The 25,182-nt window shown below is 73.1% G+C and carries 18 protein-coding genes; 7 read left to right on the forward strand and 11 right to left on the reverse strand.

Annotation, left to right across the window (positions count from 1 at the left end; genetic code table 11):
- Positions 1 to 63 precede the first annotated feature (63 nt).
- Positions 64 to 1,290, reverse strand: a complete 1,227-nt coding sequence (locus AB0F58_RS28590; protein ID WP_357149556.1) for an ROK family transcriptional regulator — start codon at positions 1,288 to 1,290, stop codon at positions 64 to 66.
- A gap of 277 nt (positions 1,291 to 1,567) precedes the next feature.
- Here AB0F58_RS28590 and AB0F58_RS28595 point away from each other — a divergent pair, with 277 nt between their 5' ends.
- The 3 genes from AB0F58_RS28595 to AB0F58_RS28605 are packed head-to-tail and all read left to right on the forward strand — an operon-like array spanning position 1,568 to position 5,252.
- On the forward strand, positions 1,568 to 3,235 hold the full coding sequence (locus tag AB0F58_RS28595; protein ID WP_357149501.1) for an extracellular solute-binding protein: 1,668 nt from the start codon (positions 1,568 to 1,570) through the stop codon (positions 3,233 to 3,235).
- A complete protein-coding gene (locus AB0F58_RS28600) occupies positions 3,232 to 4,278 on the forward strand; it encodes an ABC transporter permease subunit (RefSeq protein WP_357149504.1) in 1,047 nt (348 codons plus the stop codon). The genes AB0F58_RS28595 and AB0F58_RS28600 overlap by 4 nt, the downstream gene beginning before the upstream one ends.
- Complete coding sequence (locus AB0F58_RS28605) at positions 4,275 to 5,252, forward strand: carbohydrate ABC transporter permease (RefSeq protein WP_357149507.1); 978 nt, start codon at positions 4,275 to 4,277, stop codon at positions 5,250 to 5,252. The genes AB0F58_RS28600 and AB0F58_RS28605 overlap by 4 nt, the downstream gene beginning before the upstream one ends.
- Before the next feature lie 111 nt (positions 5,253 to 5,363).
- Here the strand turns inward: AB0F58_RS28605 and AB0F58_RS28610 are convergent, their stop codons facing one another.
- Positions 5,364 to 7,712, reverse strand: a complete 2,349-nt coding sequence (locus AB0F58_RS28610; protein WP_357149510.1) for a TIM-barrel domain-containing protein — start codon at positions 7,710 to 7,712, stop codon at positions 5,364 to 5,366.
- Positions 7,713 to 7,876: 164 nt separating this feature from the next.
- Between AB0F58_RS28610 and AB0F58_RS28615 the strand changes: the two genes are divergently transcribed.
- The 3 genes from AB0F58_RS28615 (at position 7,877) to AB0F58_RS28625 (ending at position 13,362) form a co-directional block, all read left to right on the forward strand.
- The gene (locus tag AB0F58_RS28615) at positions 7,877 to 9,910 is read left to right on the forward strand and encodes a beta-galactosidase (RefSeq protein WP_357149513.1); all 2,034 of its coding nucleotides are present in this window, start codon (positions 7,877 to 7,879) and stop codon (positions 9,908 to 9,910) included.
- Complete coding sequence (locus AB0F58_RS28620; protein WP_357149516.1) at positions 9,903 to 12,248, forward strand: glycoside hydrolase family 95 protein; 2,346 nt, start codon at positions 9,903 to 9,905, stop codon at positions 12,246 to 12,248. Before AB0F58_RS28615 ends, AB0F58_RS28620 begins: the two co-directional genes overlap by 8 nt.
- 169 nt (positions 12,249 to 12,417) lie before the next feature.
- The gene (locus AB0F58_RS28625; protein ID WP_357149518.1) at positions 12,418 to 13,362 is read left to right on the forward strand and encodes an FAD-dependent oxidoreductase; all 945 of its coding nucleotides are present in this window, start codon (positions 12,418 to 12,420) and stop codon (positions 13,360 to 13,362) included.
- 39 nt (positions 13,363 to 13,401) lie between these two features.
- On the opposite strand, the gene AB0F58_RS28630 is transcribed toward AB0F58_RS28625, so the two are convergent.
- From AB0F58_RS28630 to AB0F58_RS28640, 3 genes are all read right to left on the reverse strand, one after another.
- Positions 13,402 to 14,445, reverse strand: a complete 1,044-nt coding sequence (locus AB0F58_RS28630) for a peptidase (protein WP_357149521.1) — start codon at positions 14,443 to 14,445, stop codon at positions 13,402 to 13,404.
- A 191-nt stretch (positions 14,446 to 14,636) separates the two neighbouring features.
- Complete coding sequence (locus tag AB0F58_RS28635) at positions 14,637 to 15,566, reverse strand: diacylglycerol kinase family protein (protein WP_357149524.1); 930 nt, start codon at positions 15,564 to 15,566, stop codon at positions 14,637 to 14,639.
- A gap of 253 nt (positions 15,567 to 15,819) precedes the next feature.
- Complete coding sequence (locus tag AB0F58_RS28640; protein WP_357149527.1) at positions 15,820 to 18,687, reverse strand: BTAD domain-containing putative transcriptional regulator; 2,868 nt, start codon at positions 18,685 to 18,687, stop codon at positions 15,820 to 15,822.
- A gap of 241 nt (positions 18,688 to 18,928) precedes the next feature.
- On the opposite strand from AB0F58_RS28640, the gene AB0F58_RS28645 reads away from it, so the two are divergent.
- On the forward strand, positions 18,929 to 19,186 hold the full coding sequence (locus tag AB0F58_RS28645) for a LuxR C-terminal-related transcriptional regulator (RefSeq protein ID WP_357149530.1): 258 nt from the start codon (positions 18,929 to 18,931) through the stop codon (positions 19,184 to 19,186).
- A gap of 3 nt (positions 19,187 to 19,189) precedes the next feature.
- Here the strand turns inward: AB0F58_RS28645 and AB0F58_RS28650 are convergent, their stop codons facing one another.
- From AB0F58_RS28650 to dpgA, 6 genes are all read right to left on the reverse strand, one after another.
- Positions 19,190 to 20,461, reverse strand: a complete 1,272-nt coding sequence (locus AB0F58_RS28650; RefSeq protein WP_357149532.1) for an MFS transporter — start codon at positions 20,459 to 20,461, stop codon at positions 19,190 to 19,192.
- A 31-nt stretch (positions 20,462 to 20,492) separates the two neighbouring features.
- Entirely contained in the window at positions 20,493 to 20,951 is a 459-nt protein-coding gene (locus AB0F58_RS28655; protein WP_357149535.1) for a PadR family transcriptional regulator, read from the reverse strand.
- A 226-nt stretch (positions 20,952 to 21,177) separates the two neighbouring features.
- A complete protein-coding gene (dpgD, locus tag AB0F58_RS28660) occupies positions 21,178 to 21,990 on the reverse strand; it encodes an enoyl-CoA-hydratase DpgD (RefSeq protein WP_357149538.1) in 813 nt (270 codons plus the stop codon).
- Between the two features lie 24 nt (positions 21,991 to 22,014).
- Positions 22,015 to 23,340: a (3,5-dihydroxyphenyl)acetyl-CoA 1,2-dioxygenase DpgC gene (dpgC, locus tag AB0F58_RS28665; RefSeq protein ID WP_357149541.1), complete on the reverse strand. Its 1,326-nt coding sequence runs from the start codon at positions 23,338 to 23,340 to the stop codon at positions 22,015 to 22,017.
- Entirely contained in the window at positions 23,321 to 23,995 is a 675-nt protein-coding gene (dpgB, locus tag AB0F58_RS28670; RefSeq protein WP_357149543.1) for an enoyl-CoA-hydratase DpgB, read from the reverse strand. Before dpgB ends, dpgC begins: the two co-directional genes overlap by 20 nt.
- Positions 23,996 to 24,042: 47 nt before the next feature.
- Positions 24,043 to 25,182, reverse strand: coding sequence for a 3,5-dihydroxyphenylacetyl-CoA synthase DpgA (gene dpgA / locus AB0F58_RS28675; protein WP_357149546.1), 1,140 nt, complete (start codon positions 25,180 to 25,182; stop codon positions 24,043 to 24,045).

Consider the following 25,182-nt stretch of genomic DNA (forward strand, 5'->3'; position numbering starts at 1 on the left):
TCCACGCGGACCGTGGTCGATGGCGACGCCCGGCTGCCGGTGGGTCGACGGGCCGGGTGCGGGTCAGCCGGCGATGGCCGCCGGAACGGGCAGCCGGCCGGCCTCGACCGCCGCCAGCGAGGCGGTCGCGCCACCCAGCGCCGCCGCCTCGGCACCGAGAGCCGAGGCGTCCAGCCGGCAGCCACCGGCGTCGGGGGCGAGGGTCCGCCGGGTCAGTTCCGTCCGGGCCGTCGGCAGCAGCCAGGGGGCCAGCGCCGCGAAGTGCCCGCCCACCAGGACGGCCTCCGGGTTGAGCAGGTCGGCCAGGACGGCCACCCCGTGCCCGAGGTGCCGGCCGAGGTCGGTCAGGCCGGCGAGGGTGGCCCGGTCCTCGGCGCGGGCCAGGGCCCGGATCCGCTCGATCTCCGGGGCGAAGTCGGTGACCGCGCCGTCGGCCTCGGCGTCGGGCAGCAGCCGGCGCACCACCGCCGGCAGGCCGACCAGCGCCTCCAGGCAGCCCCGTCGGCCGCACCGGCACACCGGTCCGGCCGGGTCCAGCGGGAGGTGCCCGACCTGGCCGGCGAAGCCGCGTCCACCGCGCAGCAGCCGCCCCTCGACCAGGATGCCCGCGCCGATGCCGGCCCCACCGGTGAGGTGGACGAGGTTGGCCGTTCCGGCCCGCTCCCCGTGCCGCTGTTCGGCCAGGACGGCCAGATTGGCCTCGTTCTCCACGGCCACCGGGAAGCCCGGGTCGCGCAGCGCCGCCCGCAGCTCGGCGGCGACCGGTGCGTCCCGCCAGTCCAGGGTGGCGGCCAGCGGCACCGTACCGGTGGTGTCGACCAGCGCCGGCACGCCGAGGGTGAGCCCCAGCACGGTGCGGCCCTCGGCGGTGACCCGCCCGACGGCCCGGCGGGCCAGCTTCGTCACGGCGGCGACGGTCTCGCCGGGGGAGGCGCCCAGCGTGCCGAAGGCCCGCCGCCAGGTGAGCAGCCGGTTCCCGCCCAGGTCGACCGCGACCACCACCAGCTGGTCGGCGTCGACCTGCATGCCCAGCGCCGCGTACGGCTCGCCGTCGAGGACCAGCATGGTCGCCGGCCGGCCGACCCGGTTCTCGGTCAGCCCGGTCTCGCGCAGCAGCCGGCGCTCGATGAGTTCGGTGACCAGGCTGGAGACGGTCGCCTTGTTCAGCCCGGTGCGGGCCGCGATGTCCGCCCGGGAACAGGGGGAGTGGGTGCGGACGTAGCGCAGCACCACGGCCCGGTTGGTGGCCCGGACGTCGCTCAGGTCGGTCGGCTGCGGCCCGGTCTGCATGGTGATCAACGTTCTCCGCTCCCTGCGCCGACGTGCCCCGACCGGTGCTGTCGTGGGCGGTGATCGCGTCTTCATCATGCCGCACCCGCACCGTCGGATCCGACCGGCGCGCCTGCCGCGGTCCGGTGGCGGGCCACCCGGACCCGCTCCCTTGTGGGACCGGTGGCGGTCGTTTAGTTTGTTCGGCTAGAAGACTAACTAATCCTAACCGGGTCGGGCCGCTTTGCAACCGTGATCGTCAGGATCCGGGCCGGTTTCGCCATGAAGGGAGTGCGCCGTGCAGCCGTCCATGCCGGACGTATCCACCGATCGTCGGACCCTGCTCCGCCTGGCCGGTGTCGGCGCCGCCGCGACCATGGCCGGCGGAACCCTGGCCGGGTGCAGCAAGGAGGCGGGCAGCCGGGGCAGCGCCACCAAGGCCGACGCGATCCGTGCCGTCCTGCCCACGCACAAGCCCGCCGAGCTGCTCAAGCCGGACATCGCGGGGGAGGGGCCGATCCCGGACGGCTACCTGACCTATCCGCGTGAGCTGGTGGACGCGGTCACCGAGCAGCCCGGCCGGGGTGGCGCGCCGATCAGCACCATGAGCCCGTGGTGGGGCCCGGCCCCGCCGACGCTCGGACGCAACTCGTACCTGGCCGCGGTCAACGGCAAGCTCGGCGTGGACGTCAACCCCAGCCTCCAGGACGGCGGCACCTACGCCGACAAGCTCAACGCCATGCTCGGCGCGCGGGACGTGCCGGAGCTGCTCAGCGTGCCGAACTGGGAGGTCGACAAGGTCGCCCGGTTCTCCGAAGCGGTGAAGGCGCTCTTCGAGGACCTCACCGACCACCTGAAGGGCGACGCCGCCGCCACCTATCCGTACCTCGCCGCCCTGCCCACCGGGGCCTGGGAGTACTCGGTGTGGGGCGGGCGGCTGCACGCCGTCCCGTTCCCGACCGACGGCCCGTTCGCCTACGCCCTCTTCTACCGCAAGGACCTGGTGGCCAGGGGCGGCCTGGGCACCCCGACCAGCCCGGAGGAGCTGTACGAGTTCGGGAAGAAGGCCACCGACCCGGCCAAGGGGGTCTGGGCCTTCGGCAGCGTCTTCGACATGGTCCAGCAGTTCTTCGGCTGCCAGCAGATCTGGCGCAAGAAGCCCGACGGCGGGCTGGAGCACAAGTTCGAGACCGCCGAGTTCCGGGCCGCCCTGGAGTTCACCGCCCGGCTCTTCGCCGAGGGGCTGGTCCACCCGGACACGGTGGCCAGCAAGGGCGCCGACGAGAAGCAGCTCTTCAAGGGCGGCAAGATCCTGATGTACCAGGACGGCCTGGGGGCCTGGCAGGGCATGCAGGGCGAGCAGTCCAAGGTGCTGGCCAGCTTCGACATGCAGCCGCTGCCCGTCTTCGGCGCGAGCGGGAAGCCGGCGGTGATCTGGGGCAGCGAGAAGCCGGTCTTCTTCACGTTCGTCAAGAAGGGGCTGGGCGAGGAGCGGACCCGGGAACTGCTCGGGGTGCTGAACTGGTGCGCGGCGCCCTTCGGCAGCCGTGAGTTCGAACTGCGCGAGTACGGCGTGGAGGGTAAGCACTTCACCCGGGGCCCGGACGGCAGTCCGGTCCCGACCGAGCTGGGCCGCAAGGAGTTGGGTGCGCAGTACACCCACATCGGCGGCCGGGTGCCGGTGAAGGTGCGCAGCGGTGACACCCCGAACTACGTCCGCGACTACCTCGGCTACTACCAGCAGCACATCGGGCTGATGGAGAAGGACCTCTTCGCCGGGATCAAGCTGGAGCTGCCGGCCAACTGGTCGAAGATCATCACCCCGACCGACGACAAGATCCGGGACATCCTCCGGGGTCGTCGGCCCATCGGTGACCTCGACCAGGTGCGCAAGGAGTTCCTGTCCACCGGTGGCGAAGAGGGGCGCGCGTTCTTCGAGAAGGCGCTCGCCGACAACGGCCGATGAGCCGGGCGGACGTGGCCGGGGTGGTGGACGCCCCGGCCACCGACGGGGCGTCCACCCCCGCCGGGCGTACGTCGACGCGGGCCGGTCGCCGACGCGGCGACCGGCCCCGCCCCCGGCACAACCTGCGGGCCCGGCTGCGCCGGGACTGGCCGTTGCTGGCGATGACCGCCCCGGCCGCGCTCCTGCTGCTGGTCTTCCATTACCTGCCGACCCTCGGCAACGTGATCGCCTTCCAGGACTACAACCCGTTCGTCGGTGACGACCCGCTCGAGGCGTTCCTCTACAGCGAGTGGATCGGCTTCGGCAACTTCGAGGCGCTCTTCCGCGACCCGCTCTTCTGGGACGCGGTCGGCAACACCCTCACCATCACCGCGTTCCAGCTGGTCTTCTTCTTCCCGCTGCCGATTCTGCTGGCCATCCTGCTCAACAGCCTGGTCTCCGGCCGGGTGCGCGGCTTCGTGCAGAGCGTGGTCTACCTGCCGCACTTCTTCAGCTGGGTGCTGGTGATCACCTTCTTCGTGCAGATGCTCGGCGGCGCCGGGCTGCTGGCCCAGGAGATGCGCCAGGCCGGGCTCGAACCGTGGCAGGTCATGACCAACCCCGACACGTTCATCGTGCTGGTCACCGCCGAGGCGGTCTGGAAGGACGTCGGTTGGGGCGCGATCGTCTTCCTGGCCGCGCTCGCCGCCATCGACCCCAACCTGTACGAGGCTGCGGCGGCCGACGGCGCCGGCCGGTGGCGCCGGCTCTGGCACATCACCCTGCCGGGCCTGCGGCCGGTCATCGTCCTGCTGCTCATCATGCGGCTGGGCGACGCGCTCTCGGTCGGCTTCGAGCAGTTCATCCTCCAACGCGACGCGGTCGGCCGGGAGGCCGCCGAGGTGCTGGACACCTTCGTCTACTACCAGGCGATCGCCACCCAGCAGTGGGGCCTGGGGGCCGCCGCCGGCCTGTTCAAGGCGGTCATCGGCCTGCTGCTCATCGTCACCGCCAACCACCTGGCACACCGGATGGGCGAACAGGGGGTGTACTCCAAGTCATGACCGCACAGCTCAGTGGAGTCGGACCGGTGCCGGTGGCGCCGCCGCCGGTCGACGGCCGTCGTGCCCGGCGTGCCCGGTCCCGGCGGCCGGCCTGGGAGGAGCCACCCTCGCCGGTCGGCCAGGTCGGCAAGGGCGTGGTGCTCACCCTGTTGGTGCTCGCCGTGCTCTTCCCGATGTGGTCGGTGGTGGTGACCAGCCTCGCCTCCCGGGAGACGATCAACGAGACCGGTGGCATGGTCGTGGTGCCGCGCGAGTTCGACCCGAGCGCGTACGTGACGATCTTCAACGGTGGGCAGATCACCCAGGCGGTCTGGATCAGCACCCTGGTCACCGTCCTCGGCACCACGGTCAGCCTGGTGCTCACCGTGCTCGCCGCGTACGGGCTCTCCCGGCCGGGCTCGGTGGCGCACCGGGGCTTGCTCTTCTTCTTCCTGCTGACCTTCCTGATCTTCCCGGGTCTGGTCCCCAGTTACCTGGTGGTGACCGGGCTCGGCCTGAAGGACAGCATCTGGTCGCTGATCCTGCCCAGCGCGATCAGCGTGTTCAACCTGGTGGTGGTCCGGGCGTTCTTCATGAACGTCCCCGGCGAACTGGTCGACAGCGCCCGGATCGACGGGGCGGGCGAGTTCCGGATCCTGTGGAAGGTCATGCTGCCGCTGTCGAAGGCGGTCGTGGCGGTGGTCGGGCTCTTCTACGCCGTCGGGTACTGGAACGCGTACTTCAACTCGGTGCTCTACATCGACGACAACGACAAGTTCCCGATCCAGCGGGTGTTGCAGACCTACATCCTGGGTGGGCAGTCGCCGGCCGTCTCCGGGTCGTCGTTCACCATTCCCGGGGTGACCGCGTACCCGCCGACGCTCGCGGTCAAGATGGCGGTGGTGGTGGTGACCGTCCTCCCCGCCGTGATCATCTATCCGTTCGTGCAGCGGCACTTCACCAAGGGCATGATCACCGGCGCGGTCAAGGGCTGACCGCTCCGGCGCCGGTGGCGCGTCCGCCCCGGGCCCGGTTCCACCGGCCGGGCGTCCGCATCCGCGTGCCCCGGCGCCCCGACCGGTTCCGGTCGGGGCGCCGTTCGCGGCTCAGGCCGCCGGGTCGAAGAGCCCGTCGAGCGGGGTCACCGGGACCTCGATGCCGTCGAGCAGCACCCGGGCCGGCGCGTCGCTCCCGACCACCGGGGCGAGCGACACCCCGCGCAGCCGCAGCGGGCCGTCGCTGGTGATCTTCAGCGTGTCCCCGTCGCGGACCGCCTCGACGACCGTGTCCCCGTCGACGTCGTGCACCACCGTGCGGCCGTCCACGCCACCCCAGCTCACCAGCGTCACGTCGGGGAACGGACCGTCGGCGATCCGGTCGGCCGGGGGCGCGACCGGAAGCAGCGCGCCGTGCCGGACGAAGAGCGGGGTCCGCTCCAGCGGGACGTCGACGCGCACGTGCCGTCCACCGGTGTGCACCTCGCCGGTGTTCGCGTCGACCCACCGGTCGCCGTCAGGAAGGTAGACGGTGCGCCGGCCGGTCGGGTCGAACATCGGCGCGACCAGCAGGTCCCGGCCGAGCCGGTACTCCAGGTCCCGGGTCCAGGCCACCGGGTCGTCCGGGGTGTCCACCAGCAGGGCCCGCATCATCGGGGCCCCGGTGCGGGCCGCGTCGGCGGCAGCCGAGTACAGGTACGGCAGGAACCGGTAGCGCAACCGGAGCGCGGCCACCGCGTCCCGTTCGGTGTCGGCCGGGAAGTCCCAGGGCAGCCGGCTGGTGGTGCCGTGCAGTCGGACCAGCGGCGAGAAGGCCCCGAACTGGGTCCAGCGGACGTACAGGTCCGGCTCGGGGGTGCCGTGGAAGCCGCCGGTGTCGTGGCTCCAGAAGGGAATGCCGGAGAGCCCGTGCGAGAGGCCGCCGCGCATCGTGCTGGCCAGTGCCGGCCAGGTCGCGTTGACGTCGCCGCTCCACTGTGCGGCGTGCCGTTGTCCACCCAGGAAGGAGGAGCGGGCCCAGACCGTGTCGTGTCCGGCCACCTCCCGGGTCACGCCGGAGACCGCGTCGTTGAACAGCAATGCGTACACGTTGTGCAGTTCCACGCCGGTCATCCCGTTGGCGGCCACCGCGTCGGCCGGCACCCCCTCGGCGAAGTCCGTCTTGAACACCATCGCGCCCTGCTCGAGCAACGGGCGCAGCAGCCCGGTGAACCAGTCGGTCGCCTCCGGGTCGGTGAAGTCGACGATCGCGCTCGCCGCGTGGCTGCCGTGCCAGACGTCGGCCACGTAGGTGCTGCCGTCGGCACGGGTCAGGAAGTAGCCGGCCTCGGCCGCCTCGGCGTACAGCGGGCTGTCGGCGGAGACGTACGGGTTGATCCAGAGGCAGACCCGGAAGCCCTGCTCGGCGAGGGTCGCCATCATGCCGGCCGGGTCGGGGAACTGTGCGCTGTCCCACTGGAGATCGGACCAGTGCCCGTCGACCTGCCAGTAGCAGTCCAGGTGCAGCACGTCGCAGGGGATGCCCCGGTCGCGGATGCGGCGGGCCCGCTCCAGCACCCGTTCCTGGCTGTCCGGGTAGAAGCCGGACGAGATCCAGGCCCCGAACGCCCACTTCGGCGGCAGGTACGGCCGCCCGGTGAGGCGGTCGAAGCGGTCGATGATCTCGGTCGGCGTCGGCCCGGCCAGGACGTAGTAGTCGAGCACGTCGTCCGGGACGAGGATCTGCACGCTGCTGTGGGTGGACTGGCAGACGTCGAACTCCACCGGCAGGCCGCTGTCGACCAGCACCCCGTAGCCCCGGCTGGACAGGTAGAACGGCACGCACTTGTGGGACCGGTCCGACTCGCTGCCGAAGGCGTCGAAGTTCCACATCAACGCGCGCTGCCCCCGCTTGTCCAGCGGGGTGAACTTCTCCCCGAAGCCGACGAAGTGCTCGTCGCCGGGGGCCACGAAGCTCTCGTGGTACGCCACCGGCTGCCCCCCGGAACCGGAGCGACCGAAGGGCAGGGTGCGCCGCCGGCCGGAGATGTCCAGGGTGCCGCCGTCCTGCTCGAGCAGCACCCGTCCGTCCGGGGCGAGGAAGCGCAGGTGCCAGGGGTCGAGCCGGATCTCCGCGACGACCGCCCCGGCGTCGACCCGGACCCCACCGTCGTCGACGGTGACCCGGGCGGGCCGGGGCTCGGCGGTGACCAGCGGCAGGATCCGGGCGGAGCGGCTACGGGCCTGCGGGTCCTCGGCGAGACGGACCCGGATCACCCCGTCGCCCGCCGACTCCACCCGGACGACCAGGGAGCCGCCGTCGGAGGTAGCGCTCTTCAGGGTCACGCCGTGGTCGTCGGTCTCCACCACCTCCGCCCGGCTGACCACGGCGGGGCCGTCGTCACCGGCGCGGCGGACCGGCAGGTCGGGCGGGTCGGCCACGAAGGTCTCGAACGGAACCAGTGGCGGGCGGTACGGCATGGACGTCTCCTCGGTTCCCGGGTCGGCAACCCCACCAGTTTCTTTGGATACCCAACAAAGTGTCAACGAGGAGCCGTCGCTGCGGGACCGTGCGATCGCGTTGACAAGCGGGTGACCTCGCCATAATTTAGCTACGTACCAAACAAAATTCGCGGGAGTGCGGCATGGTGCTGGACGGTCGGCTCTGCTATGGCGGCGACTACAACCCGGAGCAGTGGCCGGCGGAGGTCTGGGAGCAGGACGTCGACCTGATGCGGCAGGCCCGGATCACCCTGGTCACCGTCGGCGTCTTCGCCTGGTCCCGACTGGAACCCGCTCCCGGCCGGTACACCTTCGACTGGCTCGACCAGGTGCTCGACCTGCTGCACTCCGGCGGCATCCGGGTCGCCCTGGCCACCCCGACCGCGTCGCCCCCGCCGTGGTTCTCCCTGGCCCATCCGGACGCGCTGCCGGTCACCGCCGACGGCGTGCGGCTGCACCACGGCAGCCGGGACACCTACTGCGCCGCCGCACCGGCCTACCGCGCCGCCGCCCGCCGGATCACCGACCTGCTCGCCGAGCGGTACGCCGACCATCCGGCACTCGCGCTCTGGCACGTGCACAACGAGTACGGCACCACCTGCCACTGCCGCCACGCCGAGGTCGGCTTCCGGCGTTGGCTACGCGACCGCTACGGCGACCTCGACGCGCTGAACGACGCCTGGACCACCAGCTTCTGGAGTCAGCACCACTCCGACTGGGCGCAGGTGACCACCCCCCGGGCCACCCAGTACCTGCCCAACCCGACCCAGGTGCTCGACTTCCGCCGCTACTGGTCCGACGAACTGCTCGCCGCGTACGTCGAGCAGCGGGACCTGCTCCGCGACGCCACCCCGGCGGTGCCGATCACCACCAACTACGTGCTCGGCGACTGGGTGCCGGTCGACCACGCCCGCTGGGCCGCCGAGGTCGACCTGGTCGCGATCGACCACTACCCGTCCGACGCCGGGCCCGCCGCCGAGGAACAGATCGCGCTCGCCGCCGACCTGGCCCGGGGCTGGGCCCGGCACGGTGCCCGCCAGGACGCCCGCGCCGTCGACGGGGACCTGCCCACCACGCCCGGCTCCTGGCTGCTGATGGAGAGCGCGCCCAACCTGATCTACACCCCCGGACGGATGCACACCCGGGAACCCGGCCGGCTGGCGCGGCACAGCCTGGGCTACGTCGCCCGGGGCTCCCGGGGAGCGATGTTCTTCCAGTGGCGCGCACCGCGCGGCGGCGCGGAACTCTTCCACTCCGCCCTGGTGCCGCACGCCGGACCGGACAGCCGGATCTTCCGGGAGACGGTCGAGCTGGGCGACCTGCTGGACCGGCTCGCCGAGGTCGACGCCGGCACCATCGAGGCCCCGGTGGCGATCGCCTGGGACGCCGCCAGCGGCTGGGCGTTGCAGCAACGCGCCCTGCCGTCCGACCGGATCCACCACCACACCGAGGTGGCCGCCGCGCACCGGGTGCTCCGGCGGGCCGGGTACGTCTGCGACCCGGTGCTCCCCGGTGACCCGCTGACCGGGTACGCGCTGCTCGTCCTGCCCGCCCTCTACCTGGCCAGCGACGCCACCGCCGGTTGGGTCCGCGACTACGTCCAGGGCGGTGGGCACGTGCTGGTCGGCTACCTCAGCGGGGTCGCCGACGAGCACGCCCGGATCCGGCTCGGCGGCTACCCGGGCGCGTACCGGGACGTCCTCGGGGTCCGGGTGGAGGAGTTCCACCCGCTCGCCGAGGGCGAGGAGATCCCGCTGACCGGTGGCGGCGCCGGGCGGTTCTGGTCGGAGACGGTACGGCTCGCCGGGGCGGAACCGGTCGACGCGTACGCCACCGGCGTGCTCGCCGGGCAGCCGGCCGTCACCCGGCACCGGTACGGCGACGGCGTCGCCTGGTACGTCTCCACCCGCCCCGACGAGGGCACGTACCAGCGCCTGCTCGCCGACGTGGCGCGCGCCGCCGGTGCCATGCCGACCTGTCCGGACGCGCCGCCCGGCGTCGAGGCGGTGCGTCGGCGGGGTCCGCGGGCGAGCTGGCTGTTCCTGCTCAACCACACCGGCTCCGCGCAGCGGGTGCCGACCGCCGGGATCGACCTGCTCACCGGCGCGGTGGTCGAGGACGCGGTGACCCTGCCCGCCGGGGGCGTCGCGGTGGTCCGGGAGCGGGCCGGTGGCTGACCCGGCGACCACCGGGCCGGGCCCCCGGATCCGCTTCCACCACCCCGCTACGAGCTGGCGGGACGCGCTGCCGTTGGGCAACGGCCGGCTCGGCGCGATGGTGCACGCCGGGCGCGTCCACGACCGGATCGCGCTCAACGTCGACACCCTCTGGTCCGGTGGGCCCCGGTCGCACGGCGTGCCCGACGGCCCGGCCACCCTCGCCGAGGTCCGCCGCCTCCTGCTGGACGAGGACGACCCGGCCGCCGCCGGCACCGCCTCGCAGCGGTTGCAGGGGCCGAACAGCCAGGCGTACCAGCCCCTCGGTGACCTGCTGGTCGACCTCGCCGCCCCGGCCGACGGCGACTGCCGGCGGGAGTTGGACCTCGCCCGGGCCACCGCCACCGCCCGCACCGGCGCGGTGGTCCGCACCGCCTTCTGCTCCGCCCCGGACGGCGTCCTGGTGGTCCGGGTGCGCGGCGACCAGCCGCTCGACCTGACCGTCACCCTGCGCCACCCGCACCGGGAGGGCTGGACCACCCGTCCCGACCCGGTGACCCTCGCCGTCGGGGGCCGGGTCCCCGCCCACGTGCCCCCGCCGCATCCCGACCGGTCCGAGCCGGTCGTCTACACCCCCGGCGAGGGCATGTGCTTCGGGTACGCGGTGCGGGTGCTCGCCGGGACGGGCAGCGTCAGCGCCGACGGCGACACCCTACGGGTCACCGGCACCCGGGAGGCGACCCTGCTGGTGGCGGCGGAGACCGGGTACCGGGGCTGGGACCGGGTGCCGCACGACGACCGACGGCGGCTGCTCGACGCGGTCAGCGCGACCCTGGACGCGGCCACCGCCGTCGGCCCGGACCGGCTCGCCGTCCGGCACGAGGCCGACCACCGGGCGCTGTTCGACCGGGTCCACCTCGACCTGCCGGGCGATCCGGCCCTGGCCGCCGTGCCCACCGACGAACGCCTCGCCCGGGTCCGGGCCGGGCACCCCGACCCCGGGTTGGCCGCCACGCTCTTCGCCTACGGCCGCTACCTGCTGATCGCCGGATCGCGGCCGGGCAGCCAGCCGGCCACCCTCCAGGGCGTCTGGTGCGAGGACGTGCAGCCGGCCTGGAGCAGCAACCACACCATCAACATCAACCTCCAGATGACCTACTGGGCGGCGGAGCCGACCAACCTCCCCGAGTGCCACCGGCCCCTGCTCGACCTGGTGGACGAGTTGGCCGTCTCCGGGGCGCGCACCGCCCGTTCGCTCTACGACTGTGCCGGCTGGACCGCCCACCACAACGTCGACCTGTGGCGGACGAGCTGGCCGGTGGGGGAGGGCCGGGACGACCCGAGGTGGGCGATGTGGCCGCTGGGCGGGGTGTGGCTCGCCCTGCACCTGGTCGACCACGCCGTCTTCGCCGGGGACGACGACCTCCTCGTCCGCCGGGTCTGGCCGCTGCTGCGCGGTCTGGCCGCGTTCTTCCTCGACTTCCTCACGCCGGACCGGACCGGGCGGTGGGTCAGCTGCCCGTCGACCTCGCCGGAGAACACCTACCGGGACCGCTCCGGTCGCGAGGTGTCGGTGGACGTGACGACCACGATGGACAGCTGGCTGCTGGGCGACCTCTTCAGCGCCGTCCTCACCGTCGCCGACCGGGCCGGCGGCGATCCGGCCGTCGACGTCGACCGTGACCTGGTCCGGCGCGTCCGCGCCGCGCGGGACCGGCTGCCCGCGCCGGTGGTCGGCCCGGACGGTCGGCTCTGCGAGTGGTCCGCGCCGGTGGCCGAGGTCGATCCCGGCCACCGGCACCTGTCCCACCTCTACGGCCTCTACCCGGGCAGCGCCGTCGACCCGGCCGACACCCCGGGATGGGCGGCGGCGGCCCGTCGCTCCCTGCGCGCCCGGCTGGAGGCCGGAGGCGGCAGCACCGGCTGGAGCCGGGCCTGGACCATCGCCCTCTGGGCCCGGCTCGGTGACGGGGCGGCCGCCGCCGAGGGCCTGGGCGACCTGTTCGCCCACTACACGGCGGCGAACCTGCTCAACCTCCAGCCACCGGCGACCTTCCAGATCGACGGCACCCTCGGCGCCACCGCCGCCATCGCCGAGCTGTTGGTGCAGAGCCACAACGACCGGCTACGGCTGCTGCCGGCGCTGCCGCCGGCCTGGCCGGACGGGGCGGTCCGGGGGCTGCGCGCCCGGGGGCCGGTGCTGGTCGACCTCAGCTGGCGGGCCGGTCGGCTCACCTCGGCCACGCTGACCGCCGCCCACGACCGCACCATCGTGCTGGTCCTGCCACCGGGGGTGCCCGGCCCGTCGAGCGTGCACGTGCGCGCACACGTTCCGACCACCCTGACCTTTCCCCGCTGAACCGGGGCAGGGGACGCTCCGGCCGTCGCGGTCGGATCGGCGACCGGACCCTGTGCCGGACCGGTCGAGGTGGCCAGCATGGACGGCCAAGGGGGGACGGTGCCCTCGGGGGGCGGGTGGCGGCCGCCGGTGTCGACAGGGCACGATGCGGGGGAAGGGGAGGTGCGGCATGGGGGATGTCATCGTCGTCGGGGCCGGCATCGTCGGGTTGACGACCGCCGTCCGGTTGCAGGAGCGGGGTGCGCGGGTCACCGTGTTCACCGCCGACCCGCCGGAGCGGCTGGTCTCGACGGTCGCGGCGGCGGTCTGGTATCCCACCCACACCGATCCGGATCCGCGCGTGCTGGCCTGGGCCGCCACCACCTACCAGGAGTTCCGCCGGCAGGCCGCCGACGGCGTGCCCGGCGTGCTGCTGCGCCGGACCAGGATGTTCCAGCGCCAGGCCGCCGACGACCTGCCCTGGTGGGCAGCGGCGGCCGACGACGTGCAGGCCGTCGACGCGTCCGCGCCCTACGCGCGCGAGCTGCGCTTCGTGGCCCCGCTGGCCGAGATGACCACGTACCTCGAGTGGCTGCGCGACCGGCTGGTCGCCGGCGGAGGGCAGCTGGTGGAGCGGCGGGTGGAGGCGCTCGACGACCTCTTCGCCGAGGCGCCGGTGGTGGTCAACGCCGCCGGTCTGGCCGCCGGTGCGCTCTGCGGGGACCACACGGTCTTTCCGGCGCGCGGCCAGGTCGTGCTGGTCGCCAATCCCGGCCTGGACGTGTCGTTCCGCGACGAGGAGAACCCGGCCGGCACCACGTACGTGCACCCGCGCAGCCGGGACGTGGTGCTCGGCGGCAGCTTCGAACCCGGTCGGGCCGATCTCGTCCCCGACCCGGCGGTCCGGGCCGGCATCCTGGCCCGGGCGATCGCCCTGGTGCCCGAACTCGCCGTCGCGCCGGTCGTCGGAGAACGGGTCGGCCTGCGTCCGGCCCGTCAGGGCGGCCCCCGGGTGGAGGCGGAACACCGCGCCGGGGGTCTTCTCGTGCACGCCTACGGGCACGCCGGCGCGGGGATGACCCTCTCCTGGGGCAGCGCCGACGAAGTCTGCGCGCTGGTGGAAGCGGGTCGGTGACGGAGCATCGGTTCCCGCGTTCACGGCGGGAACCGATGATCAGCAAACGAAGACCGGGGTGTCCGGGGTGGCTCCGTACAGCGGCAGTCGGCCGTAGAGCTGCGAGGTGAAGCCGAGGGTGCTCAGCGCGGTGGCCCGGCGGGTGGTCGTCGGGTCGAGGGTCACCCCGTCGTGGGGGACCGCCCCGAGGTCCGCCGCCGGAACCGGGTCGCCGCAGGTCGCCTGGGCGCGCACGAGGTACATGCGGGTGAACGTCTCCTCGATGCTCCAGCCGAGGTGACCGAAGACCGGCGCGGCGAGCGCCGTGGTGACGGCGTTGGTGACCCCGGCGCTGTTGCGTAGGCCCCCGCTGCTGGTGCGGGCGTTCAGCAGTACGGTGAGCGTGGCGTACGGCTCGTTCCACCGGCCGGCGGCGAGCAACGCGTGCGCCACCGTCGCGGTGGTGTCCACGTCGGAGCGGCAGGTCGGCTGTCCCGGCACCAGCGGGTAGCCGAGGTCGGCGCAGCGGCTGGTGACCAGGAAGTCGACCGCCGCCGCCGGGGCCCCGGCCGGCGTGCGCTGCAACGCCAGGATGGCGAAGGCCTGGCCGACGGTGGTGCTGCGGTCGCCGTGCGCGGAGCGGTCGACGAAACGGCCGGACCGGGTCTGCAACGACCGGAGGCGGGCGATCAGGTCGACCCCGTTGACCGAGGTGGGGTCGCCACCGCGTACCGCCACGGCCAGCGCGAGCCGGGCGGTCGGTTCGACGTAGGACTCGCCGACGCCGTCGCCGATGTAGGCGTCGCGGACGTCGGGGCGGGACACCCAGGCCAGCGCCCGAGCCGCGTGCGTGTCGGCGACATCCACGGCGGCGAAGGCGAGGACCGCGTCCAGGGTCAGCTCCGGGGCGGGGTGGGCCACGCCGTCGCGGACCGTCTCGAAGCGCTCGCCGTCCACGAGTTGCCGGGCAAGCCACCCGGCCGCCGCCTCGTCGTTGCTGGTGGTCGGGCGGTCATCGGCCCGGACGGGGGAGGCCACGGCGAGAACGGTGAGTAGACCGCAGAGCAGGGTGAGCGGCCGGCGTATGAGGTGAGGGAAAGCCACGGCGGTGGGCACCTTTCCGACCCTGCGGGCCTCGTTCGGGGACGGGAGCGTGACCATTGCGTGACGCACGGTATTCGCGGGCGTGGGCGGGTGTCAATCGTCGACCCGGTGTGCCGGAGGTCGGCGCGCAAGGAGGCGCACGGGCAGGGGGCGGTGCCCGTCGGGTGCGGAGCCGTCGTCCTGGGCGGTGCTCAGCGGTCGGGGCTGTCGGCCGGGGCCATCACCCGCAGCGCGTTGGCGGCCAGACCGAGCCGGATCGGCGTCCGGCCGCACAGTTCCCCGTCCACCTCGACGCGGGCCGGGCGGTCGGTCTCCAGCCAGAGTTCGCGTACCGCGAGGAAGGGCTCGTCACCGAGCGTGCGGCGGTGACCGGTGGCCGCGTTGCGCGCGGTGTCGCGCAGCAGCCCGCGCCGGGTCGGCCCACCCACCGGGTAGGCGACCAGCAGCCGGTCGTCGGCGTCGGCGTCGGCCGTGATCCGTCGTCCGGCGTGGAACCCGCCGTTGGCCACGTACAACTGGTGGGTGACGAACTCGTGCCGGTCGCCGGCGGACCGGAGGACGGCCCGCATCGGCCGGTGCCGGGCGAGCAGCGCCAGCGCGGTCAGCGGGTACGCGAGCCGACCGGTGATCCGCTTCAGCCGGGGCGGGGTCCGGAGCATGATGTCGGCGGAGAGCCCGATCCCGACGTGGTTGGCGAACGGCACGTCCCCGGCCAGGCCGAGATCGACGTCGATCACCTTGCCGTCGGTCAGGACCGCGACGGCCCCGTCGAGGTCGAGCGGCACGCCGACGGTGCGGGCGAAGTTGTTGGTGGTGCCGAGGGGCAGCAGGCCGAGCGCCATGTCGCGGTGGGCGAGCAGCCGGGCGGCGGCGCTGAGCGTGCCGTCCCCGCCACCGGCCACGAGCAGGTCCGGCGCCAGGGCGGCGGCGGCCGTCAGGCTCTCCTCGAGTTGACCGGGGCGGTCGACCGGGTACGTGCCGACCAGGTCGAAACCGGCCGCCAGCAGTCGGGACCGTGCGTGGTCGTAGCGGCGACGCCCCCGACGGGAACGGGCGTTGATGACCAGTACGGCGCGGCGGTCCCGCCGGATGGCCTCACCCAGTTCCTGCTTGCTCCGCATGGGAACCGAGCCTATCGCCCGCCGGTCGTCCCGACGTGGTCGGTGCCGCGCGGTCGTCCGGTGCCGGCGTCGCCGCCGGGACTCCGGGCGGTGCCGGAATCCTGAATCGTCAAGACCGATATGTGGTTCCGGTGTTCGACCGTCGCGGCGTCAGCCACCGATTCAGTGCCACTCCCAATCGTTGCGGTAGGAGGTGGACCGCGCCGTGAATCCCTGCATCGTGACTTCCTCTCGCGTTCTGGTGTCATCGACGTTAGTCCACGCGAGGAACAGTGTCTGCACTAATGGGAACTGTTGACCGGTTCCGGCCACCGGTCGCCAATTCGAGATCCGCGAGGGCACGTCGGATCGTGCCCTCCAGCAGCGTCGGGCGCGGCTGTCGGCACAGCACAAGGGCGGTATGCAGGGTCTTCCGGGCCCGTTCCACCTGGCCGAGGCCCTGGTAGCAGCGACTGAGCCCGTGCAGGGCCTGGCCCTCGCCGGTGAGGTCGCCCAATTGTCGGCTAGCCGACAGTACCCGGGAGAACAGCGGCTCGGCCTCGGTGAACCGCTCCTGTCGCACCCGGAGCATGCCCTGCCAGAACAGCACCTGCGCTTCCAGTCTCGTCGATCCACCCAGTCGACACATGTCCAGTGCCTGACCGAAATAGTGGTCGGCGGTCGAATGGTCCTGCTGGTTGAGATGTATTTGTCCGATACCTCGGAGTGCGAGCGCGGCGGAACTCCAGTCCCGGGCGTCGACCAATTCCGGAAGTACCTCCTTGTATCGGACGAGTGCGTCGCGCTCGTGCCCCTTGATTCGGCTCAGGGACGCGGCAAAGGCATTCACGAGCGCTCGTCCGTGCAGGCTGCCCGTGGTGGCGAAGATCTCCCGGGAGAGGGCGATGTACTCCTCGGCCCGACCGAACTCACGGCGGTCGGTGCTGTGCATGGCGAGGCGGTACAGCATCGTCGCCTCGCCGAGCCGGTCACCGGCCGCACGTGCCGCGTCGAGGCCCAGGACGATCAGGTCGTGCCACTCGGTGAAGTAGCGACGCATCTGGAACAACGGCGAGGTGATGTTGACCAGCTCCCAGCACGCTGCGGCGTGTCCCTCCTTCGCGGCCCGGCGGGCGACCACGGCCAGCGCGGCCCGTTCGCTCTCGAACCAGGTGACCGGCCCCTCGGCGGGACGGATCCGCTGGGCGTCGTCGACCGCGTACCGCTCGACGGAGACCCGGACCGTCTGGTAGGGCCCACCGTGGATCGCCCGGTAGGCACTGTCCGCCATGGACAGCCACGCCCCGAACACCCGGACGCGCGCCGCCGCCAGGTCGTTGCCGTCCTCCTCGGCGTCGGCGCGCTCCCGGGCGAAGAGGCGGACCAGATGGTGCAGGCGGAACCGGGAACCGCTCACCGGGTCGGCCTCGGCGACGTCCACCAGCTGCCCGTCGAAGAGCTCCTCCAGCAACGTCTCGCCCTGCGCGGCGCTGACGTCCAGCAGCGCCGCCGCGATCCAGGAGTCGGTGTAGGCCAGGTCGACGTGGCCGGTCAGGCGCAGCAGGCGTTGCGCGGCCGGGGAGAGGCCGGCGTAGCTGATCGCCAGACTCGCCCGGACGTCCAGGTCGTGATAGCTGAACTGGTCGAGCCGTCCGCTCTCGTCGCGCAGCATCCCGCTCAGCTTGGCCACGCTCCAGTGTGGCTTGGCCGCGAGCCGGGCGCCGAGCACCCGCAGCGCCAGCGGCAGGAAACCGCACTGGCGGCACAGCTCGGCCGCGGCCTCGGGCTCGGCCCGCAGCCGGGCGGTGCCGGCGACGTGCCCCAGCAACTCCACCGCCTGCCCCGCTTCGAAGATCTCCAGGCGCAGGGCGGGCGCGCCGAACGTCGAGCCGAGGTGGGTGCGACCGTTGATGATGACCGCGCACCGGCGTCCGGCCGGCACGAGCGGGGCGATCTGGTCGTCGGAGGCCGCGTTGTCGAGCACCACCAGCACCCGGCGCTCGGCGAGCAGGTCGCGGTAGAGGTCGGCCCGTTCCTCGATGGTCTCCGGCACGGCCGCGCCGTCGACGCCGAGCGCCCGCAGGAAACGACCGAGCACCTCGGCCGGGTCGATCGGGGTACGGTGGTCGGGTCCGCGCAGGTTGGCGTACATCTGCCCGTCGGGGAAGTCCTCCTTGAGGGTGTGTGCGACGTGCACCGACAGCGCCGTCTTGCCGACCCCGCCGGGGCCGGTCACGGCCACCACCGCCACTCCGGTGCGGGTCGGCGCGGTGAGCAGCCGGCGGATCCGGCCGATCTCCGCCGTCCGCCCGGTGAAATCGCTCACGTCCGGCGGCAGCAGGCGGGGCATGCCGCCCCGGAAGGTGACCCCCGACTGGTCGGTGACACCGGCCGGCAGGGGTTCGTCCGGTGGATCGGCCGGCGGCTCGCCCTCCCCCTCCCGCAGGATGGACAGGTGCAGCCGTTGGACGTCCGGCTGCGGGTCCACACCGAACTCGTCGGCCAGCCACCGGCGCCACTCGTCGTAGTAGCTGAGTGCCTCGGCGCTGCGCCCGACCCTGGTCAGGGCCAGCATGAGCTGGCCGACGAGCCGCTCCCGGGCGGGATTGACCCGGGCGGTGGCGAGGAGTTCGTCGACGATGCGCTGCTGGTTGCCGAGCCCCAGCTCCAGATCGAACAGTTCCTCGGTGGCGGTCAGCCGAGCGGACTCCAGTCCCTGGCAGAGCGTCGCGCAGAGTTCGTTGGGGACGTCGCCGCCCAGCACCGGCCCCCGCCACAGGTCGAGGGCGCGGCGCAGGGTCCGGATGGCGGCGCTGCCGTCCCGCTCGGTCCGGGAGGCCCGGACCAAAGTGAGGAAGTGCTGCGCGTCGATCGCCTCGGGCGCGGATTCGAGGAGGTAGCCGCCGCCACGGGTGCGCAGGCGTACCGCCGGGTCGGCCGACCCGTTGAGGACGGCCCGCAGCTCGCTGACCCGCGTCTGCACGACGGCTCGGGCCTGGCGGGGAGGCGAGTCGCCCCAGAGCAGGTCGATCAGCTGGTTGGACGAGACCAGCTCGTTGGCGCGGAGGGCGAAGATGCCGAGGATGAGCCGCTGCTGGCGCCGGGCGAGCCGGACGGGGGAGCCGGCGTGCCGCACCTCCACCGGCCCCAGTATGCGAACTTCCACCCCACACCCCCCCGGGTCGCAGTTTCCGCGACGATACTCCTCGCTCCGACGTCACCGCCCTACGTGTCGGGAACTTCTGCGGTAGCGAAGCAGCACTTAGGCCAATGTTATGGTCGTCGATGGAACTGGGCGGGAAGCGTTTGGGAAGGCATGCCTTGCGACACTGGGGCGGGCCGGCCGTGGCTGACTGGTCCAGTGAACTCAGGAGGAACAACCCATGCCCGTCCACAACGGACTCGTTGCCGCCCCGCCCGTTGGTGTCTCCCTGCCCACTCTCGAGGTCAGCAAGCTCGACCAGGACATCCTGCGTCAGCTGGCCGCCGGGCACACCGACGAGGCGACGGCACTACGGCTGAACGTGAGCCCGCGTACGGTCCGCCGTCGGGTGGCCATGATCGGGGAGCAGCTGGGAGTGCAGGGCCGGTTCGGTCTCGGTGTCGCCGCCGCGCAGTTGGGACTGGTCCGTTGGCGCTGACCGCTACCGCGACTCGTCCGGCCACCGGGCCTCGCGGATCCGCCGGTCGGTGAAGGCCCACCCGACCGCGAGCGCCAGGACACCGGCCAGGGTGAGGATCGCGTACGCCGCCGGCAGCCGCTCGAGCAGCTGACCGGAGGCGAACAGACCGACCGACGCCCCGGCCCCGAGCACCGTCATGAACGCCGTGAACGTCCGTCCGCGCTGCTCGTCGGGCACCTGCCGGAAGATCAGGATGTCGACGAGGACCCGCATCGACGGCCCGCCCAGACCGAGCAGGAACAGCGCGGATGCCAGCCACCAGGCGCCCCAGGGCAGGGCCAGCGCGCTGATGAACGCCACCGCCGTTCCGCCGAGGACCAGCATCAGCGTGCCCGGGGAGAACGCGCGGTGCAACGGGCGGACCAGCAGGGTGCCGGTGAGGCCGCCGACCGCCAGACCGGCCGAGGTCAACCCGATCATGGTGGGGGAGGCCCCGGCGCGGTCCAGCATCACCAGCACGATCAGGAAGAGCGGTGCGGTGACCATGTTCAGCGCCATGGCGAAGAGGGTGCTGTGCCGCAGGGTCGGCACCCGCCAGAGCAGGGCGAGCCCGGTGAGGGCGCGGCGGACCGTCCCACCTGCCTCGACCGGCGCGGCCGGTGCGTCGTCGCGGCGGGGGACCCGGACGAAGAGGGCGCAGATCAACGACACCGTGAACGACACCGTGGTCGCGACGAAGGGCAGCACGGTGGCGAGGCTGTAGAGGAAACCGCCCACCGGTGGTCCGCCGAGGGCCGCCGAGTGGGTACGCACCTCCTCCTGGGTCAGCGCGGCGGTGAGCTGCCGGGGCGGTACGACCGCCCGGACCAGGAGCATCCGCGCCGAGCCGCCCAGCGGTCCCACCGTGCCGACGACGACGGCCACGCCGAGCAGGTGCGGCAGGGTGACGGCGTCGAGGAGGACCGCCGCCAGGACGCTCGCCGAGGCGGTCGCGCGGGCGGTCTCCATGACGATGAGCAGCTTCCGCCGGTCGTACGTGTCGGCGACGCTGCCGGCCGGGATGCCGACCAGCAGGGCCATGAACAGTTGCACACCCCCGAACGTGCCCGCCCAGCCGGGAGACCCGGTGATGGCCAGGACCATCAGGGGATAGACGAGATCGGTGATCTCCCGGCCGAGGAAGGCGAAGGCCGAGCCGCTCCACAGCAGCTGGAAGTCGCGGTTGCGGCGCAGCGGCCGGTCCGCGGCCACCGCCGTGTCGAGCACGCCCGCACCGCCGGGGTGGGCACTCATCACTGGTCTCCTGTCGGTTGACACGTCGGGCTCAGGCGTCGGCGGCGGTGTCGTCGTCGGCGAGGATGCGGTACACGTCACGGCGGGCGGCGTCCAGCACCCGTCCGGCGCGGGCCAGCTGGTCGTCGGTGCCGATGGCGGTCACCTGGGTCACCGCCGCGGTCAGCCCGTCGAGGGCGTGGCGCACCTCGACGGCCCGCTCGGGGAGCAGCCGGGCCGCGGCACGCCACGGCTCGTTGACGCGATCCCCGTGGGCGGCCACGAAGGCGTGGCCGGCCTCGGTGAGCTGGCAGCGCCGGTCCGCGCCGGTGCCGGTGACGGCGACCAGGCCCTCCTCCTCCAACTGGGACAGTGCCGGGTAGACCGAGCCGGGGCTGGGTCGCCAGTGGCCACCGCTGCGCTCGGCGACGGCCTGGATGAGCTGGTAACCGTTGCGGGGCTGCTCGCGCAGCAGGGCCAGCAGGGCCGCCCGCACGTCGCCCCGACGCATCCGGCCGCCCCGGCGTCCGCCCGGCGGCGGGGGAGGGGGCGGGGGGAGCGGAGGTGGCGGCTTCGCCGGCAGGGGCGGGAACGGGATGTCCGAGCTCTCGCCCGGTCCGACGTGGACATGGCGGGGAGTCCCGGAAGGGCTGTCGGGCATCGGTCGACCTCCGTCAGGCTCGGGAGTCCTAACGATATATCGCGATAGCTCTTTCCGAAACCCCGCCGTGGACCGGTCACCGGCCCTCCCAGACCGGATCCCGCTTCTCCACGAACGCCCGGGGGCCCTCCACCGCGTCCCGGCTGGTCGACCGGCGCTGCTCCCACTCGTAGCGGGCGGTGAACGCCTGCTCCAGCGGCATGTCCACCGACCGCATCGCCGCCTGCTTGATCGCCCGCACCGCCAGGGGGGCGCTGCGCAGCAGGTCGGCGACCCAACCCGCCACGCAGTCGTCGAGGTCGTCGGCGGGCACCACCTCGTTGACCAGCCCGAGCTGCCAGGCGCGGTGCGCGTCGAGCCGCCGACCGGTCAGCAGGTGACCCATCGCCGTCTTCAACGGCAGCTGCCGGGCCAGCCGGAACACCCCGCCCGCACCGGGGACCAGCCCGAGCCGGGCCTCCGGCAGCGCGAACACCGCGTCCTCGGACGCCACCACGACGTCACAGGCCAGCGCCAGTTCGAACCCGCCGCCCAGGGCGTAGCCGCGCACCCGGGCGACGACCGGCTTGGACAACTCGAACCGTTCGGTCAGTCGGGGCCAGCCGGGCTGCCCCCGACTGCCGAACGTGGTGGGGCCGGAACCGGCGCGGTCCCGATCGGCCCGCTCCCGGAGGTCCTGCCCGCTGGAGAAGGCGCGCGTCCCGGCGCCGGTGAGCACGGCCACCCACAGCTCGTCGTCGGCCTCGAAGTCGTCCCAGATCCGACCGAGTTCCTCGTGCGTCCGCAGGTCCATGGCATTGAGCACGTGCGGCCGGTTCAAGGTCACGTACGCGACCCGGCCCCGCTTCTCGTACCGGACCCGGGGCTCCTCGCCGTCTGCTGCCACCATGGCGCGCTCCTTCTCCGTCACGGGTCAGCCTGTCACCGCCGCCGCCCGGGGAGCCGCGGCGAAACGGGTGACTTTGTGCATGACGTCCTCGCTGTAGAGCCGCCGGGCCTGCTGGACGGCGAACTCCGCGAGGTAGGCCCGGAACCAGTCCTGCGGCTCCTCGGCGAGGTTGAGCATCCGCCGGTTCGCGACCACCGCCGGGGCGTCCATCCGGGCCACCTCCGCCGCGACCGCCGCGTCCATCTCCTCCGCCGGGACGACCTCGTCGAAGAAGAGCTTCCCGTCCGGCTCGCTCGCCGACACCCGCCGCCCGGCGAGGATCACCTGCCGGGACAGCCGGCCGTTGGCGACCCGCCCGAGGCGCAGGTTCCCCAGCCCCGGGACGATCCCCTCCTGGGCGGCCGGCAGGCTGAAGAAGGCGTCCCGTTCGGCGACCACCCGGTCGCAGGCCAGCACGAGTTGCGCGCCACCGCCGATGGCGAAGGAGTCCACCGCCGCGATCCACGGCTTCTGCACCACGTCGCCGTCCCAGGCGCGGTCCCGCTCACCGCTGAGTCCATGGACGATCTTGGCTATGTAGCCCAGCTCCCGCCGGAGCAGGAAGTCCACGTAGGAGATCTGCCCGGCCTGGAGACAACGCAGGTTGATGCCCGCGCTGAACACCCGGCGCCCGGCGTACCGCGGATGGGTCATCACCCCGCCGCGCAGCACACCCACCCGCACCGACGGTGCCAGCATGGCCAGGTCGACGGCGGTCTCCATGTCCTCGACCTGGGCGTTGTCCTCGGCGTTGAGACAGTCGTCCCGCTGCATGGTCAGGTGGGCCGCGCCGTCGTGGACCTCGACCCGTACCGCGTCCAGCGCCGCCACGCCGGTGCGCGTGAATTCCGGCAGCAGGGACAGTGCCCGCGCGGTGGGCCGGCGCATCGCCTCCAGCAGGTGCGGTCCGGCGACGTCCGACCGGAGCAGGTGACCGACCAGGATGCTCTGGTCGATGTCCAGGCCCTCCTTCTCCGTCGGGATCAGCCGCAGCTCCGCGTCCACCTGTGCCCGGGTGGGCACGAGACCGGGCACCGCCTCGGCGACGGCGGCGCAGACCTCGTCGAGCCGCAGGAACCGGGACCGGTCCCCGGTCACCTCGTCGTAGAGGCGGTCGACGTGCGACCGCAGGAACGCGTCGACGAGATCGCGGGCGTGCCGGCGCGCCTCGGTGACGGCCGTCCGCTGCTCCGGCGAACGCTGCCCCGGACCGGGCAGGACGGCGGTCAGCTCGTCGACCCGGGCCGCGGCGGCGGTGATCTCGCGGGCGGCGGGCAGCCCCGCCACCGGCTCAGACGAGAGCCGCGACATCGCGCACCTCATCGGCGTCGGTGCGGCGCAGGAGCCGGTCGCAGGCGGCGAGGTGCCGGCCGAGCGCCTCCTCGAACGGGGTGGTCGTCGCGTCGAGCATCAGCTGACGGCGCACGGCGACGTCCGGTCCGGCGGTGGCGGCGAGCGCGGCGACCGTCTCCGCGAGGGTCGTCGCGACGTCGTCGCTGACCTCGTCCACCAGGTCCAGGGCGACGGCCCGGTCGGCCGGGATCGGCGCGGGGCGGAGCACCGCGCGCCGCAGGCGGGCGTACCCGACCTGGTTCGCCAGCCGGTAGAGGGCCATCCCCGGCCAGACGCCGTCGGTGGTGACCGGCAGGTGCAGGCGGGCGTCGGCGGTGGCGATCCGCAGGTCGGTGCCGAGCAGGGCCTCGAGGGCGGTACCGCCGCAGTCTCCGCGCACCACGGCGACCGTGGTGGTGTGGACCCGTTCCAGCCGTCGCAGGACCCGCTCCCACCGGTTCACCACGGCCAGCGGCGGCCGGTCGGTGTCGGCCGGCGTGGGGACGCCGGTGAGGTCGAGAAGCGCCACGGAACCGACGGGGGCGTCCTCGACGGTGTCGATGAAGGCGTCGAGCGCCGCGACGGTCGCCGGGCGCAGCGGCAGGCTGCCGTCGATGGAGTGCTGGAGCTGCATGTCTTCTCCCGTGTGGGGTGGCAGGGGCGGAGGGGAGGCCGGGCGGGTCACCAGCGGACCAGGGCGGTCTCGATGGTGGAACCGGGCCCCATCGTCATGAGGACGCCGTACTCGCCGGGGCGGACGGTTCCCTCCTGGACCAGGCGCTCGTAGGAGAAGAGGAACGACCCGCTGGACAGGTTGCCGTAGTCGCGCAGGACACCGGTGGTGTGTCGCAGGTCGTAGCGGGTGAGGCCGAGGTTCACGCCGACGGCGTCGATGACCTTCTTGCCCCCGGAGTGCACGAGCCAGTGCGCGATGTCGGACTGGCGCAGGCCGGCCCGACCCAGCAGCCGGTCCACGGTCAACCGGGCGTGGGCCCCCACGACGTACGGGATGTCGGGGTCGAGGAAGAAGCTGAACGCCTTCTGCGAACTGTCCCAGTCGTAGCGCATCGCGTCCACCGCCTCGGGGATGATGCAGCTGGTGAAGTCGATGACGTGCGGCGTCAGCGGCTGGTCGGTCGCCGCCTCCGGCTCGGTCCCGGCGACCATCGCGATGGCCGCCGAGCCGTCACCGAAGAGGCTGTTCACCACTGTGGTCCGCATCGTGCCGTCGAACACGTACGCGGCCGAGCAGGCCTCGATGCAGACCATCACCGCCAACTCGCCGGGGTGCGCGCGGGCCCAGCCGGACACCACGTTGAGGCTGTTCAGGCCGGCGTTGCAGCCCATCCCGACGATGTCGGCGCGGCTGGTGTGCCGGTCGAGCCCGAGTTCCCGGATCAGCAGGGCGCTGAACCCCGGCGTGAGGAAGCCGGTGGAGGTCACGCAGCACAGGTAGCGGACGTCGGAGAGGTCGGCCCCGGCCTGCTTGAGGCACTCCTGCACCGCGCGGGTGCCCATCGCGATGCCCTGCGTCTTGTGCTTGGCCAGCAGCTGACCGGTGTCCTCCCGCGGGGGGACACCGCTGCCGTCCGGCTCGGGAAGGGTCAGGAACCGCCGCTCGATGGCGCTGTTGAGGTAGATCCCGGCGATCCGCGGGTCCTGGATGCCGAGGATCTCGACGAGGTCCCGCTGGCTGTAGGCCGTCTCCGGGGTGGCCGTGCCGACGGCCAGGATCCGGGACATGGCCGGCGACTCGAGGGCCGGCGGCGGTGCGGTGCGCAGCAGCCCGGGGTGGGGCAGCGGTACGGTGGCTGTCATCAT

Origin of the sequence: Micromonospora sp. NPDC023956, assembly GCF_040639195.1 — a bacterium.
Lineage (GTDB): Bacteria > Actinomycetota > Actinomycetes > Mycobacteriales > Micromonosporaceae > Micromonospora.